The sequence below is a fragment of the Saliphagus sp. GCM10025317 genome (assembly GCF_042663665.1).
Taxonomy (GTDB): Archaea; Halobacteriota; Halobacteria; order Halobacteriales; family Natrialbaceae; genus Natronosalvus.
Genome location: NZ_JBHTAQ010000005.1, coordinates 2,135,677 through 2,151,595, shown reverse-complemented (window position 1 = coordinate 2,151,595; position 15,919 = coordinate 2,135,677). Strand labels below are relative to the sequence as shown.

The 15,919-nt window shown below is 64.7% G+C and carries 20 protein-coding genes; 11 read left to right on the top strand and 9 right to left on the bottom strand.

Annotated elements, in window-relative coordinates; genetic code table 11:
- Positions 1-51: 51 nt before the first annotated feature.
- Both ACFQS4_RS12510 and ACFQS4_RS12505 read left to right on the top strand, forming a co-directional pair.
- Positions 52-678, top strand: coding sequence for a cupin domain-containing protein (locus tag ACFQS4_RS12510; RefSeq protein WP_497901823.1), 627 nt, complete (start codon positions 52-54; stop codon positions 676-678).
- A 53-nt stretch (positions 679-731) separates the two neighbouring features.
- Positions 732-1,532, top strand: a complete 801-nt coding sequence (locus tag ACFQS4_RS12505) for a cupredoxin domain-containing protein (protein WP_497901822.1) — start codon at positions 732-734, stop codon at positions 1,530-1,532.
- Between the two features lie 201 nt (positions 1,533-1,733).
- Here the strand turns inward: ACFQS4_RS12505 and ACFQS4_RS12500 are convergent, their stop codons facing one another.
- Together ACFQS4_RS12500 and ACFQS4_RS12495 are read right to left on the bottom strand one after the other, a co-directional pair.
- Positions 1,734-2,063, bottom strand: coding sequence for a chorismate mutase (locus ACFQS4_RS12500; RefSeq protein ID WP_497901821.1), 330 nt, complete (start codon positions 2,061-2,063; stop codon positions 1,734-1,736).
- Positions 2,060-2,938 (bottom strand): shikimate kinase, encoded by an 879-nt coding sequence (locus ACFQS4_RS12495; protein WP_497901820.1) that lies wholly within the window; start codon positions 2,936-2,938, stop codon positions 2,060-2,062. Before ACFQS4_RS12495 ends, ACFQS4_RS12500 begins: the two co-directional genes overlap by 4 nt.
- A 211-nt stretch (positions 2,939-3,149) precedes the next feature.
- Here ACFQS4_RS12495 and ACFQS4_RS12490 point away from each other — a divergent pair, with 211 nt between their 5' ends.
- Positions 3,150-3,632: a DUF5796 family protein gene (locus ACFQS4_RS12490; protein WP_497901819.1), complete on the top strand. Its 483-nt coding sequence runs from the start codon at positions 3,150-3,152 to the stop codon at positions 3,630-3,632.
- Positions 3,632-3,886 (top strand): DUF7508 domain-containing protein, encoded by a 255-nt coding sequence (locus ACFQS4_RS12485; RefSeq protein WP_497901818.1) that lies wholly within the window; start codon positions 3,632-3,634, stop codon positions 3,884-3,886. Before ACFQS4_RS12490 ends, ACFQS4_RS12485 begins: the two co-directional genes overlap by 1 nt.
- 41 nt (positions 3,887-3,927) lie before the next feature.
- On the opposite strand, the gene ACFQS4_RS12480 is transcribed toward ACFQS4_RS12485, so the two are convergent.
- Positions 3,928-4,062: a DUF7128 family protein gene (locus ACFQS4_RS12480; RefSeq protein ID WP_312908162.1), complete on the bottom strand. Its 135-nt coding sequence runs from the start codon at positions 4,060-4,062 to the stop codon at positions 3,928-3,930.
- A 75-nt stretch (positions 4,063-4,137) separates the two neighbouring features.
- Positions 4,138-4,800 (bottom strand): DUF7097 family protein, encoded by a 663-nt coding sequence (locus ACFQS4_RS12475; protein WP_497901817.1) that lies wholly within the window; start codon positions 4,798-4,800, stop codon positions 4,138-4,140.
- A gap of 93 nt (positions 4,801-4,893) precedes the next feature.
- Here ACFQS4_RS12475 and ACFQS4_RS12470 point away from each other — a divergent pair, with 93 nt between their 5' ends.
- Both ACFQS4_RS12470 and ACFQS4_RS12465 read left to right on the top strand, forming a co-directional pair.
- Positions 4,894-5,256: a DUF192 domain-containing protein gene (locus tag ACFQS4_RS12470; protein WP_497901816.1), complete on the top strand. Its 363-nt coding sequence runs from the start codon at positions 4,894-4,896 to the stop codon at positions 5,254-5,256.
- A 187-nt stretch (positions 5,257-5,443) separates the two neighbouring features.
- Positions 5,444-6,970: a (R)-citramalate synthase gene (locus ACFQS4_RS12465; RefSeq protein ID WP_497901815.1), complete on the top strand. Its 1,527-nt coding sequence runs from the start codon at positions 5,444-5,446 to the stop codon at positions 6,968-6,970.
- Between the two features lie 93 nt (positions 6,971-7,063).
- On the opposite strand, the gene panB is transcribed toward ACFQS4_RS12465, so the two are convergent.
- Together panB and ACFQS4_RS12455 are read right to left on the bottom strand one after the other, a co-directional pair.
- On the bottom strand, positions 7,064-7,876 hold the full coding sequence (gene panB / locus ACFQS4_RS12460) for a 3-methyl-2-oxobutanoate hydroxymethyltransferase (RefSeq protein ID WP_497901814.1): 813 nt from the start codon (positions 7,874-7,876) through the stop codon (positions 7,064-7,066).
- Positions 7,877-7,907: 31 nt separating this feature from the next.
- Positions 7,908-9,623 (bottom strand): sensor histidine kinase, encoded by a 1,716-nt coding sequence (locus tag ACFQS4_RS12455; protein ID WP_497901813.1) that lies wholly within the window; start codon positions 9,621-9,623, stop codon positions 7,908-7,910.
- A gap of 126 nt (positions 9,624-9,749) precedes the next feature.
- On the opposite strand from ACFQS4_RS12455, the gene ACFQS4_RS12450 reads away from it, so the two are divergent.
- Positions 9,750-9,986 (top strand): DUF5822 domain-containing protein, encoded by a 237-nt coding sequence (locus ACFQS4_RS12450; protein WP_497901812.1) that lies wholly within the window; start codon positions 9,750-9,752, stop codon positions 9,984-9,986.
- Positions 9,987-10,097: 111 nt separating this feature from the next.
- On the opposite strand, the gene ACFQS4_RS12445 is transcribed toward ACFQS4_RS12450, so the two are convergent.
- The 3 genes from ACFQS4_RS12445 to ACFQS4_RS12435 form a co-directional block, all read right to left on the bottom strand.
- Positions 10,098-10,637 (bottom strand): HAD family hydrolase, encoded by a 540-nt coding sequence (locus ACFQS4_RS12445; protein ID WP_500193505.1) that lies wholly within the window; start codon positions 10,635-10,637, stop codon positions 10,098-10,100.
- Between the two features lie 186 nt (positions 10,638-10,823).
- Positions 10,824-11,954: an acyl-CoA dehydrogenase family protein gene (locus ACFQS4_RS12440; protein WP_497901811.1), complete on the bottom strand. Its 1,131-nt coding sequence runs from the start codon at positions 11,952-11,954 to the stop codon at positions 10,824-10,826.
- A 136-nt stretch (positions 11,955-12,090) separates the two neighbouring features.
- Positions 12,091-13,002 carry a dihydrodipicolinate synthase family protein gene (locus tag ACFQS4_RS12435; protein ID WP_497901810.1) on the bottom strand — a complete coding sequence of 304 codons (912 nt, stop codon included), beginning with the start codon at positions 13,000-13,002 and terminating at the stop codon, positions 12,091-12,093.
- Between the two features lie 109 nt (positions 13,003-13,111).
- On the opposite strand from ACFQS4_RS12435, the gene ACFQS4_RS12430 reads away from it, so the two are divergent.
- The 4 genes from ACFQS4_RS12430 (at position 13,112) to ACFQS4_RS12415 (ending at position 15,897) form a co-directional block, all read left to right on the top strand.
- Positions 13,112-13,564, top strand: coding sequence for a ferritin-like domain-containing protein (locus ACFQS4_RS12430; protein ID WP_254156588.1), 453 nt, complete (start codon positions 13,112-13,114; stop codon positions 13,562-13,564).
- Positions 13,565-13,660: 96 nt separating this feature from the next.
- The gene (locus tag ACFQS4_RS12425; RefSeq protein ID WP_497901809.1) at positions 13,661-14,380 is read left to right on the top strand and encodes a ribulose-1,5-bisphosphate 5-phosphatase; all 720 of its coding nucleotides are present in this window, start codon (positions 13,661-13,663) and stop codon (positions 14,378-14,380) included.
- An 8-nt stretch (positions 14,381-14,388) separates the two neighbouring features.
- Positions 14,389-15,030, top strand: a complete 642-nt coding sequence (locus tag ACFQS4_RS12420) for a ribulose-1-phosphate aldolase (protein ID WP_497903193.1) — start codon at positions 14,389-14,391, stop codon at positions 15,028-15,030.
- A 147-nt stretch (positions 15,031-15,177) separates the two neighbouring features.
- Positions 15,178-15,897: a class I SAM-dependent methyltransferase gene (locus tag ACFQS4_RS12415; protein ID WP_497901808.1), complete on the top strand. Its 720-nt coding sequence runs from the start codon at positions 15,178-15,180 to the stop codon at positions 15,895-15,897.
- Positions 15,898-15,919: the final 22 nt, after the last annotated feature.

Sequence of the window (15,919 nt, the reverse complement as noted above, 5' to 3'; positions counted from 1 at the left end):
TCCGGCAACGTGGCGTCCGTTACGTGGAGGTGCCTCGAGCCGACACGAGCGGTGGAACGGACGACACAGAAGGTGGTGAATGACCATGACAAGCAACTCGATGCCGATCAGTGGGTGTACCACGGGGATAACTCCATGACCGTAGTAGATCACGGCAAGCAGAATCGCGTCCTCGATTGGGGCGGTTTCCCTGGCCGCTGGGAAATCACGCGTTCGACGGCGGACACGGACGGCGAACTGTTGGAAATGCGATTCGAGATCGAAACCGTCCCGGAAGAAGGCCCGTTCGTCCACACCCATCCACACGCCCAGGAGCGCTACGAAGTGGTTTCAGGTGTGCTGGAAGTGTACGTAGACGGGGAATGGATGGAGGTAACGGCTGGTGAGGAGCACACCGTCCCTCCAGGCACGGCCCATACGTTCAGGAACGCGACCCCCGCCGAGATCATAAACGTCCATGAGCCCGCCCTACAGCACGAGGTGTTCTTCCGCCGGTTCCATCAGCTCGTCACGGAGCGGGGTGTGTCGTTGCCTCCGGAGGGATTCAACGACATCCTGCTGTTAGCGATGCTGACGACGGAACACGAGGACGATATCTACGCGGTGAGCCCGCCGCATTGGGTCTTCAAGGCCCTGACTGTCCTCGGACGGGTGTTGAGATACCGTCTGCCTGACTAACCGACACCACAGATAACACCAGTGACTTCCAGTAATGCGATTCGAAATCGACAATGACACGATCATCAGATCATCGAACGGAGAAACCAGACGAGTCGAACAGTCAACCGATCTGCCGACGCAGAACCGTCCTCAGAGCCACCGGACTCGGCGCGACACTCCCGATATTCGGAGAAGTTGCTACGGCGAAAGAGAGTGCCTCTGAACCGCCAAACGAGCGGGATGAGGCCGATACTGCCAGCCCACCGACTATCCACTCCCACTTCGGCTATTCAGGGACGACTGATGACGAGATTCCGAACCGTTTAGAGCCGGACGAAACCGTCGAACTCCACGCCGACGAGGACAAAATCGACGATTCGAATCTCCCGGCCCTGACGGTTGAGTTCGGTGCGTTCCACTTCGCTCCCGTGGGGCTTCACGTGGAGCCGGGGGCAATCGTCGAATTCGTATTCAACACTCCGGAGCACACGGCGACGGCGTACCATCCGGGTCAAGAACGTCAGCAACGCGTTCCCGACGGCGTTCCGGCGTTCTCTTCGACGGTCAACGAGCATCACGGGTTCTGGCTCTATCGCTTTGAGGAAGAAGGCGTATACGACCTATTCTGTGCCCCGCACGAATGGGGTGGGATGGGCATGCGAATCGTCGTCGGGGACGGTCCGGGTGGTGTCGTGCGGGCTCCCGGCCGTCCACCGCTTCCGATGACCGCCGCACTCCTCGGGACGGGACTAGGCGGAGATATCGGCCATCCAGCCCTGGAGCCGCAGAACATCATCGACAACGGGCCGATCTCTGGGCACGACTTGGGTATCGATCTCGAGGTGACGATAACGGCCCCAAGTCCAACCTGATATCTCGCCTATTTTGACTGCTGCTGTCTATAAACGAGTTGGAATGGGGTGAAGGATACAGTCACCGTATGCAGTACGTGAGGCCTGTCTGCTGAAAGATGCCTGTGTTATCGATGGTCGATCGACGACCGAAAGGGCAACTGTCGGAAGCAGAAACAGCTACTCAAACAGCAATAGAAGCCCTGAATCTCCCCAATTAGACTACCTGCTTTCCCGTTGCTCCACCTTGTTCAACTCTATCAGCAACCGAAAGATCGCCTTGACGAGGTTCGCGTCGACGTCGAACCGATCCGCGTTTTCGCCCGCTCGCTCCATCACTCGAGCCTCTTGCGTTTCGTCTGTCGTGGGTAAGTCCTCGGCGGCTTTTACTTTCGCAATGGTGTCTGCGACGTAGGTTCGACGCGCGATCAGCTCGACGAGGTCCTGGTCGATCTCCTGGATCTCCTCGCGTAGCTCCTCGAGGTCCATCTCCTCGGGCACCCGTCCCTCGTCGTCCGGTTCGTCGGCCGTTGTTTCTGAATCGTTCGTCATAACGTTGTGGCTCCCTCGGTTCGCGTTCGAACCAATCGCGTCGTCCCCGGTCTGTCTCGCCACCGCTCACTCACCGTCTCGAGTGCGTCTCGATCACCGACGGCCACGTAACTCGGGCCCGTCCCGGAGAGTGAGACGCCCGCAGCGTCCGGAAGCGCCTCGAGCATCGGTTGAGTCGAACACTCGAGGGCGCCACAGAAGGCGAAGCCGTTGACGGTCATCGCCTCGGCGTAGCGGCCGTCGAGGGCGAGTTCGGCGACGAGGTCGGCCATCGAGTCGATCCGTTTGCAGGCGTCGACGTCGGCGTCGGCGCTGAACGACTGTTCCGGTGGGGTGTAGATGGCGGCGTGCCGTGCGAAGTCCGATCGGTCGTGCTCGAGCAAGCGGTCCTCCGTGTTGTCGGTGATCGTGACGCCCCCGAGCATGCTCGCGCTCGCGTCGTCGAGCGCTCCGGTGACGGTGACGCCCGCGTCCCTGGCGGCCTCGACGCCGACCAGGCAGGCCTCGAGTCGGTCCACGTCGTCGGCGAGTCCGAGGGCGTCGAGCGTCGCGAGCACGGTCGCGTTGGCGGCGGCGCTCGAGCTCTTGAGCCCCGAGGCGAGGGGGACCTCGCTCTCGGTCGCGACCGTTCCGCCCTGGATCGACTCCTCAATATCGGCCGCCTCCCGGTAGTGCTCGAGCGTGCGTTCGACGCAGCGTTCGATCAGCGTAGTGTCGGCGTCGGGAGCGCTCTCGATTGTTCCGGAGACGCCCTCTGAACCGTCGAGTTCGACCGTCGCGGTCGTCTCGAGGTCGATCGCGAACGCGGCGCCCGTGCCGGTCGCCAGGGCGTTGAGTATCGTCCCAGCAGCGGGTGTGGTCGCCCGGCCGTCCATACGGTGTCTCTCTTGCACGGACTATTTACGGCTGATGGTCGGTGCGGTTCTGGCCGCAATCGCCGAGTCGCCGGTATCGGTCGGTAGCAGTACCATCGTGCGTCGCCAGTAGCAGCGTCTGGGTGCATCGCCGGTAGCAGCGCCATCGTACCGCCCTCGAGGGCCACGGGCAGTCCGTGGTGCTTTTGCCGCCCGCCCCCAAGAGGTGCGTATGAGCACGCGAAGCAACGTCGCCCCGAGCACGCTGCCGGTCGAACTGGTCGACGGTGGCGTCGTCGTTCGCTACCTCGACGGACGGGAGACGTTCTACAACGGCGTCCCGGAACCGAAGGCGGGAAGCGTTCGGTCCCCGCCGGGAAAGGAGGTGCACGTCCTGGTCACCGATCCCGACGGCGTCGAAGGCGTGATGACCTACGTCAACGATCGAAATACCCACGAGGACATCCTCGAGGCGACGGGTGTCGGGCGAGTGATGCTCGAGTCGACGGACGAGGAGGAGTTGTTTCCCGGGGTTACCGTGACGACCGAGGGGTACTCCGTTCGCGTCGAGGCGGATCACGACGTCGTCGACGGCCGGGTGTTCGTCTTCGCCGAGGACGAGATGAGCGAGCACGCGTACGAACTGGTCGAGGGAGACGGTCGAGACGAGCGAGGCGGGCCAGACGAGCGAAACGAACGAGACAGGTCCGAGTGATGCCGCTACGAAAACAGTGGCAACCCCTCGAGCGCTCGACCGTCGCGCAGGCGCCGGATCGTCCGGGTGTCTACGAACTCGGCGACGCGGACGGCGAGGTCCGAACGATCGACTCGGGCGTCCTCCAGGACGAACTCAAGACGGCGCTCGCCTACGAGAGCGCCGACCGGGTGCGCTGGGAGGCGACGCACACGCTCGAGGAAGCCGAGAACCGAGCCGCCGAGCACCGCGCTCGAGCCGGTCTCGAGGAGTAAGCGACGACGTCACTGCTGGCCGAGCGTGACTCGTACCAGACTCACTGGATGTACGACGGACCTTCGGCGTCGCAGTGTCGTTCGTGTTCCTCGGCGTCGTCCTGGAGGTCGAACAACAGGCCGCACTCCTCACACTCGTACCAGGTGGCGTCGTCGCGCTGGGTAGTGACCACCATACCATACCATGGCACGCGAAGGGGGAAAACCGTTACTCCGGCAGTGGGTCACGGACGGCGACCAATTATAGAATTCTAGCGCTCTTCATTCGAGCGGCCGGCCCGGTCCGCCGCGGTCTCGAACCCGAGTTCGGACTGCTCGAGCGACCGACGACCCTCGCGTTCGGCGAGTGCCTCCGGATCTGGGGCGACGTTGTCGGTGATCCGCGCCCACGAGTTGTGCACCTTCGCGTGACACCACCGACAGAGGTAGATCGTAATCTCGTGACCGACGGTCTCGCCGTCTCGAGCGTAGGATAGGTGGTGTTCCTCGAGTAGCGGGCGCTCGCCGGAGATGGTCGACTCGTCGGGAACCTGGCCGAGTCGGCGTTCCTCAAGCCCGCAGCGAGCGCACTCGCGTTCGGTCGTCCGGGACCGGAAGTGGGGACACGCGGCCCAGGAAGAGGGTTGGCTCGCGTCGCTCGCCTCGCCGTGATCGTTCGCGTCGAGCCCGTCGATACCATCGCTCGCGTTCGACGTCGGCTCGCTCGCACCGTGACATCCGATACGGTCGCCTTCCGCGTCGGCGACCACGCACGCGTAGTCGGCCTCGGCTCGCTCGCGGGCGAACTCGGGGTCGTGCTGGTAGTGATCGAAGGCGTACCGGCACTTCCCGTCGCTGGTGAGGTAATCGCAGACGCCGGCGAACGCGTAGGGATCGTCGACACCGACTGAGGTGCCCCGTGGCGTCTTCTCCATACCACTGTGTACGCTCGAGCGAAGTTGAATCTGTGGTCTGTGCCCACCCTCGGTGCCGATACGCCTTTTACCCTGCCGCCACCACTCGAGTCCGTGCCAGTCGTGTACGACCCCGATGGTGCGGCGCGGACGCTCGCGACGACCGTCGACATTGCCGACTCCCTCCTCGAGCAGACTCGCGGGCTGATGTTTCGTCGCTCACTGCCCGACGACTACGCGCTCGCCTTTCGGTTCGAGCGGGCGAAAACCCGCGACATCCACATGCTGTTCGTGTTCGTCCCGCTCGACGTAATCTGGGTCGCGGACGGCGTCGTCCAGCGGGTGGAAACCCTCCGGCTGTGGCGGGGTTTCGCCCGGGACCGGGCCGACCTCATCCTCGAGTTGCCGGCGGGTGCCGCCGACGTCGTCGAACCCGGCGAGCGACTCGTTCTCGAGGCTGATTCCAACCGAAACTGATCCGCCGTCGTGTCAGCCCGCCAGCGACGATTGGCAGGTAGTGCCGTGACCGGCGCCTTTAACCACCGACGGGGCCACGGCTGAGATACAATGACACGAGACTCGTTCTCACCGTCAGAGGATAGAGGAAGTCGGGGCGACCCGGCTGGCCGCGAAATTCGCCGATAACGCCTTTTCGACCGATCCTATGACCCGCCCACCTACCCCGATTACGGACACGTCCGTCGAACTGCTGGATACGACCCTCCGAGACGGCGAACAGGCCCCCGGTGTCTCGCTCTCGCCGGACGAGAAAGTCGAAATTGCCCGTGCTCTCGAGCGCGCCGGCGTCGGCGTCATCGAGGCCGGGAGCGCCTGTACGGGTGCTGGCGAGCGCAAAGCCATCTCGCGCGTGACCGACCTCGGCCTCGAGGCGCGCGTGACGAGTTTCTGCCGCGGCGTCAGGAACGACGTCGACCTCGCCCTGGAGTGCGACGTCGACGGCGTCCACCTCGTCGTGCCCGCGAGCGACCGCCACGTCGAGGGCAAGGTCGGAAGCACCCGCGAGGACGTCCTCGAGACGACCGCCGACCTGGTCGGGTACGCCGCGGATCACGGCCTCTGGGTCGAAGTGATCGGTGAGGACGGCTCGCGGGCCGACCTGGACTACCTCGAGACGCTCATGGCGACCGCCCTCGAGGCCGGAGCCGATCGAACCTGCTTCGCCGACACCGTCGGCCACACGGGTCCGGAGCGAACGGCGGAGGCCGTCTCCCGCTTGGCCAAACTCGGGCCGGTCAGCGCCCACACCCACGACGACCTCGGGCTGGGCGTGACCAATGCACTCGCCGCCGTCTCCGCGGGCGCCGACCTGGTTCACTGCACGGTCAACGGCCTCGGCGAACGCGCCGGGAACGTCGCCCTCGAGGAGGTTGCCATCGCGCTCGAGCACGTCTACGATGTCGAAACGGTCGAACTCGAGGAGCTCTACGACCTCGCCCAGCGCGTCGCCAGGGCGACGGGCGTGGAACTGGCGCCGAACAAGGCCGTCGTCGGGCAGAACGCGTTCACCCACGAGAGCGGCATCCACACGGACGGCACCCTGAAGGACGACAGGATGTACGAACCCTACCCGCCCGAGACGGTCGGGCGAGAGCGACGACTAGCGCTCGGCAAGCACACTGGCCGGGCCGGCGTCAGAGCCGCGCTCGAGGAACACGGCGTCGACGCGACCGACGAGCAGGTCGGGACAATCGCCACCCGCGTCACCGAACTCGGCGACCGCGGGCGGCGGGTGACCGACGCCGACCTCCTCACGATCGCCGAGGACGTCACCGGCGCCGACCGCGACCGGACGGTCGAACTGCTCGACCTGAACGCGACCAGCGGTGGCGCAGTGCCCACGGCGAGCGTTCGACTCTCCGTCGCTGGCGAGGAGCGCATCGCTTCGGGAACAGGGTCCGGTCCCGTCGACGCCGCCGTCTCCGCCGTTCGCGAGGCGATCGGATCCGCCGCGGACGCCGACCTCGAGGCCTACCACGTCGACGCCGTCACCGGGGGCACGGACGCGGTCGTCACCGTCGAGGTCACGATGGCTCGAGACGACCGCAGCGTGACGGTCGCCCGGAGCGAGGCCGACATCACCCGCGCGAGCGTCGAGGCGATGGTCGACGCGCTAGATCGGTTGCTCGAGGACGAAGACGAGCGGCAGGTCGTGGCGTCGGCCGACGACTGATCGACGTTGCCTGGCCAACTGGGCAAGGCTGGCCGTCTTTGCCGGGCAATGGAGCCGCGTCGTAACGGGTGACGAACGGGATCGAGTCGCGTCTCAGTAGATCCGATCCAGGTCAGACTGCTCGTAGCTGTGTTCCTCCGCGGGGAACGCCTCGCCCTCAACGGCTTCGACGTAGCCCTCGACGGCCGATTCCATCTCCTCGCGGACGTTTCCGAACTGCTTCGAAAACGAGGGACTCCACTCGCTGATCCCCACCGCGTCGTGGAACACGAGCACCTGTCCGTCGCAGTCTGGCCCCGCACCGATACCGATCGTCGGAATGTCGATCGCGTCCGTGACCTGCGCGGCGACGTTCGAGGGAACGTGCTCGAGGACGAGCGAGAACGCGCCAGCGTCCTCGTGGGCCTGAGCCAGGTCGACGATCGCTCGGGCGGACTCCTCGTCGGTTCCCTGGCGGGGGAAGCCACCGTACTGGTTGACGTGCTGGGGGGTCAGCCCGAGGTGGGCCATCACCGGGATGCCGAGCTGGACCATCTTCTCGGTGAGGTCGACGGTGTGTGGCCCCGACTCGAGTTTGACTGCCTCGGCGCCTTCCTCTTTGAGCATGCGTCCGGCGTTCTCGAGACTCTCTTTCTCGTCGACACCGAAGGAGAGAAACGGCATGTCAGCGACGACGAGGGCGTCCTCAGTCGCGCGGGAGACGGCGCCGACGTGGCTGGCCATCTGATCGACGCTCACCGGGAGCGTCGTCTCGTACCCGAGGGTCGTGTTGCCGACGCTGTCGCCGACGAGAATCACGTCGACGCCGGCTCGATCGACGATGCGGGCGGTGGGCGCGTCGTAGGCGGTGAGCATCGTGATCGGTTCCGTTCCGGCCTTCTCGCGAACATCACGAACCGTTGGCATACCACGACGGTCGCCCTCGAGCGAGTAAACGTCACTGTTTCTGGGCCAGAGCGGGCTCGAGACGGTCAACCGAGTTCCGAACCGAGAACTCGAAGCAGGCGCCGTCGAACCCGTTTCGTCCGCGTTCGCTACACTCGACGGTCCAGCCGTGTGCGTCGGCGATCTGGGTAACGATCGAGAGCCCGAAGCCCGTTCCATCTGCCCCGGTCGAATACCCCGAATCGAACACGCGTTCCCGTTCCTCCGGTGGTATTCCGGGCCCGTCGTCGACGACGTAGAAGCCCTCGTCGCTCGAGCCGACTGCGACCGATACCGTCGGTCCGGCGTGTTCTACACAGTTCCGAAAGAGATTCTCGAGGACCCGAAGCAATCGATCTCGATCAGCCTCGAGCGGCCGATCGTCGACGACCGTCAGCGTCGCCGCACCCGTGTCGACGCCATCCCAGGCCTCGCGGGCGACGGCCTCGAGCGACAGCGTCTCGGTCTCGGTTTCGTCGACGGTCGATCCCTCCCGTGCCAGGGTCAACGCGTCGTCGATGATCGCCTGCATTCGGTCGTGTTGCGTTCGAACGACGTCGAGGGTCTCCCGTTCGTCCTCGTCGACGGACGACTCGAGGATGTCGAGATACCCGGCCGCGACGTTCAGGGGGTTCCGGAGGTCGTGACTGACGACGCTCGCGAACTCGTCGAGGCGAGCGTTCGTCCGCTCGAGTTCGCGTTCGTGTTGCCGTCGGTGGGTCACGTCCTGGATCATCACCAGCGTGGCGTCCGACCCGGTCGTGATCGGTTCGCTTCGAATAGCTACGTGCTGTGTGGTTCCCGCCCGTTCGATGGCGAGTTCGTCACGACCGGTTTCGACGATCGCTTCGACAGTTTCGGTGCCGAGTCGGACTCGGTTGGCAGATGCGCCGATGAGGTCTGCATCAGGGTTGGACCCCTCGAGCATGCGCTCGGCCGTCGCGTTCACGTCGACAATGCGCCCCTGTCCGTCGAGCACGATGACGCCGTCGCGCATCGTCTCGACGACGGATTCCCGGGCGACTGGTACGATCTCGAGCAATTGATAGCGAAAGATGCTTCCGGCGATGGCCGCGCCGGTAACGGCGAACGCAACGGGTGTCCAGTTGACCATCTCGGATCCGGTTACCTGCGTGTAGAAGACGTTCACCAGGAACGGAATGAGCACGGCGGTGACGATGACGGCCGCCTGTTTTCGGTAGAGTCGACGGGAGGTGTAGGCAACGTGTGAAACGAGGGCGATTCCGGCGAGAACCAGGCCGTACGCGTAGACGAGGTGGAGGTCGTACGCCCACCCGGCAGTGAAGGTGATGAAGACGCGTCCCTCACCGAGACCGACGTCAGTCATGAACCAGCCGTGGTATCGATTCGTCAGCATCGCCAGGAACGCGAACGCCGGAACAGCAGCGAGCCAGCCAATCGTCCGCCGGGTGAGGTGTCGCCCGTACCCCGCGTACTGGGCAGCGAAGGCGAACCAGGTCAGGGGTAGCGCGAACGTCGAGAGGTAGCTCACGCCAATCCAGAACCAGGTCACTGACTCGCTCACGCTCGTGTACGCCCCTAGCGATCCGAGCGCCCAGACGCCGATCACCGACATCATCGCCGCCAGTAACGTCGGCAGTCGGTCGCTACGTTCAGAGCGGCTCCGAAGGGCGTACAATGCGACGCCGGCCGAAAGCATCGCTGCGACGAGAAGCGCGATCACGTACGCGATTCGCTGTTCACTCATCCGGGGCCCCGGCCGGAGTCGCCTTCATACCGATACGATTCACCGCCACCACATGAACCCGCTGGCCGTCCGAGGAAGAAGGGCGAAGCCAGTATCGTTAAGCCCGCTCACTCGAGACGTCCGCGTGTGCCTCAACGCGTCGAGACGAGTTCCCCGGAGGGCGTCGATTACGGCTGGGTGATGCAAGTCACGTTCGTCACGACGATCGTAGTCGGTGCCCCGCTCGTCGCCCTCGCGTCCACGACTGTCGACCTGCCGACGTGGAACGCTCGAGCGGAGTTCGCCATCCGGGTCGGCGCTGTCGTCTGGGTCTTCACCGCGCTCGCCGTCTTCGTCTATGCGAAGCGAGTGCAGGGTCGGTAGGCTGTCGGTGCAGGGTCGGCAGGCTGTCTGGACCTTTCCCATCCGTATTTTGCCGACTTCCCTCTGCGCAAACCGTCGACCTCGGGGGCTACCGACCGTCGACCTCGAGGGCTACTGACCGTCGACGTACTGAAATCTCGCACCCGCTCGGTTCGCCGTCTCTTCGTCGCGCGGAGAGTCGCCAATGAAGAGCGTCCGCGAGGGTACCGACTCGAGCGTGTCGATCACCGTGAGCAATGGGTCCGGGTGGGGTTTTCGCGTCTCGACGGTGTCTCGGCCGACGACAGTGTCGACGGCAGACGCGAGCCCGTGTTCCTCGAGAGCGATTCGACACGCCGCTTCGCAGTTAAGCGAACAGACGCCGACAGGGACGGACTCGGCTCGCCGCTCGAGGTCGTTGGCGTGAGCCAGTCGCGTGGATCGGCGCGCACCCTCGCGTTCGTGGTCGGCGATCGTCGACTCGACTTCGGCCGCGAGTCCGACGTCGGGCGCACTGGCCAACAGCGACCACAGGTTGGATTCCGGCGGGTTGACGTCCGCCGCGAGGTACACCTCGCGTACGTCTCGGGTGACTACGGCCCAGTCGACCATGAGGTGGACGAGCGTCCCGTCGAGGTCGTAGACGACCGCGTCGTATCCATCGGCGTTCACGAACGACGAGAGGAACGAGAGGGGGATAGTGGCTTCGGTCGCCGCCGGCACCCTGGATCGAGAACGGTGTTTCGAGGGGTGCTCGAGGGCTACTCGACGGCCATTCGGAACCGCCAGGAGAACGCCTTGAGGGCTGTGAAGGCTACTCGAGAACGCTGGGGGAACGCCTCGAGGCCAAGTCAGAGGCTACTCGAGCAGGTGACGGGCGATGATCTTCTTTTGTATCTCGGTCGTCCCCTCGTAGATCTCGGTGATTTTGGCGTCCCGGTAGAGGCGCTCGACCTCGCCTTCGGTCACGTAGCCGTAGCCGCCGTGGATCTGGACGGCCTCGTTGGTGACGGACATCGCCGACTCGCTGGCGAAGTACTTTGCCATGCTCGCGAACATCGCCGCGTCGCCCTCGTTCGCGGCTCGCTTGCGGGCCGCTTCCCGCGTGAGCAGGCGCGAGGCCTCGATTCTGGTCGACACCTCCGCGAGCTTGTGCCTGATCGACTGGATGTCGCCGATCGGTTGGTCGAACTGCTCGCGCTCCTGGCTGTAGGCGATGGCCTCGTCGAGGGCGCTCTGGGCGAGTCCGACCGACTGGGCGGCGATGGCGACGCGGCCGCCGGTCAGGATTTCGAAGGCCGCAGAGAGCCCCCGCCCCTCCTCGGTCAACCGATTCTCGGCCGGGATTCGAACGTCGTCGAAGTGGAGTCCCGTCGTGTCGCTCGCCCTGAGTCCGAGTTTGTCCTCCTTCTCGCCCACGGTGAGTCCGTCCGCGTCGGCGGGAACCAGGAACTGCGTGACCGTCGAGGGGTCGTTTCGATCGGTCTTCGCGAAGAGGACGATCACGCCTGCTCGCTGGCCGTTCGTGATCCACTGCTTGTCGCCGTTGATGACGTACTCGTCCCCGTCTCTGACGGCCTCGGTCGTCATCTCGGCTGGGTTCGACCCGGCGTGTGGCTCCGAGAGGGCGAAGGCGCCGACCGGTCGCCCGGTAGCCATCTCCGGTAGCCAGCGATCCTTCTGCTCGTCGTCGGCGAACGTGGCGATACACGAGGTCGCCAGACAGTGGACCGAGAGGGCCGTCGCCACCGCCAGCATCCCGTAGGCGACCTCCTCGTTGACGATGGCGTAGGTGATCGGATCGGCATCGTACCCGCCGTATTCCTCCGGAACCGTCAGACTCGTCAGGTCCATATCCGCGAGGCCGTCCCAGACGTCCTCCGGGAACGTCTCCGTCTCGTCGGCCTCGAGTGCCGTCGGCCGGATCTCCTCGAGGGCGAACTCGTGCACCACATCCCTGACCGCCTCCTGCTCGGCCGTGAGTTCCATGCCTCGTGATCCGTGGCAACGGCAAAAAATGCCTCCGGTTTGCGTTCCTCGCTTCCTTCTCCCCTCTCCTCTTCCCGCCGATCGGCAGCGAACCAACCTCCGACGAACGCGGGCGACGAGGAACCCGGCGAGTCTCCTACAGCAGGTCCAGCGCCTCGAGTTCGGTCTCGAGCTCCGCCGTACTCGCCTCGTCTTTCAGCCGCAGCGGACTCCGGAGCGGTCCTGCGTCGAATCCACGAAGCCGGAGCGCGGTTTTGACGCCCGACATGTACGCACCGCCGGTCTTGAGCGCGTCCCGGACGTCGTAGACGCGACTCTGGAGTTCACGGGCGCGGTCCTCCTCGCCAGCGTCGTAGGCCTCGTAGAGGTCGACCACGAGTTCGGGAAAGACGTTCGCGACCGCGCTCACCATGCCCGAACAACCGATCTCGAGGCCGGGGAAGAGCAGCGAGTCCGATCCGGAGAGGAATGTCAGTTCGGGGTGAGCGTCGATCGACTGGGCGAGCCACGGGACGTCCTTGCTCGAGTCCTTGAGACCCGCGATTCCGTCGATCTTCGCCAGTTCGTCGAGGGTCGACCGGGAGATGGCGTTCCCCGTTTTACTCGGGATGTGATAGATGTAGATCGGGAGGTCCGTCGCCTCGGCCACCCGACGGTAGTGCTGGAGGGCAGCGTCGTGGTCGACCGGGTAGTAGTACGGCGTCACGACGACCAGGCCGTCGACGCCGACGCGCTCGGCGTGGGTTGCGTGCTGGACCGTCTCGTGAGTGCTCGGTGCGCCGACGCCCGCGATCACGGGCACCTCACCGTTGATCTCCTCGACCACCGCTTCGACCACGCCCCGTTGTTCGTCGGCGGTCAGCAGGGGGAACTCGCCGTTCGTCCCGAGCGGAAACACGCCGTGGGCGCCGCCGTCGACGACGAACCGGGCGTGGGCCGCCGTGGTCTCGTAGTCGACCGACTCGTCCTCGTGAAACGCCGTGACCGTCGGGGGAACGACGCCGTGGACCGAGAGCGGGTCCGCCGTTCCAGGATCGTGATTCGACATACCCGCAACTCAGTCCGGCACGGCTATAAAGGACGGCGATGCCGGCAGGGCTTCCGGCGCGAGCGATGCCGGTGTCAGCTTTATACGGGCGTTCGTGATAGAACCGGCTATGGCAGACGAGGTCACCGAACTACTGACGAAGGCATACATCGACGAACTCGAGACCGTGATGAACTACCTGACGAACGCGATCGTCCTCGACGGCGTCCACGCCGAGGAGGTCAAAGAGAGCCTCGAGGCGGACGTCGAGGAGGAACTCGAGCACGCGCGGATGCTCGGCAACCGGCTGAAGCAACTCGACGAGTCCCCGCCGGGATCGATGGAGTTCGAGGCCCGCCAGTCGAGCCTCCAGCCGCCCGAGGACACGACCGACGTCCAGTCCGTCATCGAGGGCGTCCTGGAGGCCGAAGAGGACGCCATCGAGACCTATCGCGCGCTGTTCGAGGCGGCGGGCGAGGCGAACGACCCGGTCACGGAGGACGTCGCCGTGACGATTCTGGCGGACGAGGAGGCCCACCGGACGGAGTTCCGCGGGTTCCAGAAGGAGTTCCCGAACGACTGATCGGCTTCGACGTCGTCGCGAACGACTCGAGAATCGACACTCGAAACGAGTCGATCGGACCGACACGTGTTTTACCGATGCCCGAGCAGGTCACCTATGACCGTCGACGCCGTGCTCTTCGACTTCGACGACACGTTCTACCCCTACGAACCGTGTAACGGGGCGGGAAAAAACGCCGCTCACGAGGCCGCCCTGGACCGCGGCTACGACTTCGACGACACGGAATTCGAGGCGTTCTACCAATCCGGTCGCCGCGACGTGAAACGCGACCTCGCGGGGACCGCGGCGTCGCACAACCGCCTGCTGTACTTCAAGCGCGCGCTCGAGCGCCGCACGGGCGAGCCCCGACCGTCGGACGCGCTGGCCCTGGGCGACGCCTACTGGGAGGGGTACCTCGAGGCGATGGCGCTTCATTCGGGCGTCCGGGAGACGCTCTCGACCTTGCGCGAGGCCGGCGTCGACGTGGGAATCGTCACGAACCTCACCACCCGGATTCAACTCCGCAAGATCGAGCGGTTGGACCTCGCGGACGCCATCGACTTGCTCGTAACCTCCGAGGAACTTGGTCAAGAAAAACCCGCCTCGGCCATGTTCACCTACCCGCTGGCTCGACTCGAGTGTCACCCGAGCGATGCGGTGATGGTCGGCGATTCGATCCACTCGGACGTCGTCGGCGGAAACGCGATCGGTCTCGAGACGGTGTTGTTCGACGCTGCGGGCGAGGAGCCGGACGATTCCGATCCCTCTGAAATCGACGACCGAATTCCGGACCACAGGATAGATCACTTCGGCGACCTAACGGACCTGTTACTGTGACTGAGAACGTGATCCTCGAGACCCAGCGCGAGCAGGTGGTCGAGCACGCGAGCGACCTCGCGTCGCTGACCCCCGGCCGAACCGGCAATTTGAGTGTCCGCGGCGGCGACGGCGACGCCTTCGCGATCACGCCGACGGGCGTCCCCTACGACGCGTTCGACGTTGACGACGTGCCGGTCGTCGGCGTCGACGGCGAGCACCGCGACGGGGCGATGAAACCCAGCAGCGAGGTGCCGATGCACAGCGCCATCTACCGCCGCGAGGACGTGGGCGCCATCGTCCACACCCACTCGCCGTGGTCGACGACGCTGGCGATCGCCGACGAACCCCTGCCGCCGATTCACTACATGATCGTCGCCGTCGGCAAGCGCGTGCCGGTCGCCGAGTACGCCCCCTACGGCACCGACGCGCTGGCCGAGAACATCGTCACCGCAATGCGCGAGGCCGACGCCACCGCGAGCCTCATCGAGAACCACGGCCTCGTCGTCACCGCGCCGGACCTCGAGACGGCCCTCGAGAACACGGCCCACGTCGAGAGCCTCGCCAGGATTTATCTGGAAGCTCGCTCGGCCGGCCTCGAGCCCCAGCGACTTACCGACGAGCAACTGGAGACAGTGCTCGCGAAGTTCGAGTCCTATGGCCAGCAATAGCGAGCATCGGGCGTTCGATAACAGTTTGCCGTTTCATTCGACGACCTGCTGACCTACCAGCCTTGTTGTCATTGCTCGTTACGGATAGGTAGTGATTCGAAATTGGAATCACAACGATTACTTCGAAGGAGGCACACGAACGTGTTCATGCCCCCCGACCAGAGTCCCACTGTGGAGGACGCATACGACAAACTGGCGGAGACGTACGAGACGCAAGAAGAGGACCCGTACTGTGCGGATCTGGAGTTTCCTGCGACGACGGAACTCGTTCCAAACGTCGCAGGCAAACGAGTCCTGGATGCGGGTTGTGGACACGGTCGGTACGCAGCGTGGTTGGCCGAGAGGGGAGCGGACGTTCTCGCTGTCGACAGGAACACCGAGATGCTCGAACAGGCGAGACGACGAATCGGCGACCGAGCAGAAATTCGCCGGGCCGACATCATGTCGCCTCTCGAGTTCGCCGACGACGGGACGTTCGACGGTGTCATCTGCGGCCTTTCGCTCCATTACGTCGAAGACTGGCGACAGCCCTTCGCGGAGTTCGCTCGCATCCTCCGACCAGGTGGATTCCTCGTGTTTTCGGCACAACATCCAGTCGATGAGTACATCGCGTTCGAGGCCGAGAACTACTTCGACGTCGAACGGGAACGGATGACGTGGTCCGCCTCCGGCGAGGACATTGAGGTCCCCTTCTATCGTCGGCCCTTTTCTGAAGTCGTCAACCCGCTCGTCGAAACCGGGTTCCAACTGGACGAACTGGTCGAGCCGAAGCCGAGAGAGTCCTTCAGAGAGAAAAAGCCAGAATCGTACGAGAAACGATTGAGATACCCGACGTTCCTGTGTGTTCGGGCGTCGAAACCCGAATAACGAGCTACCGGAGTTATCGCAA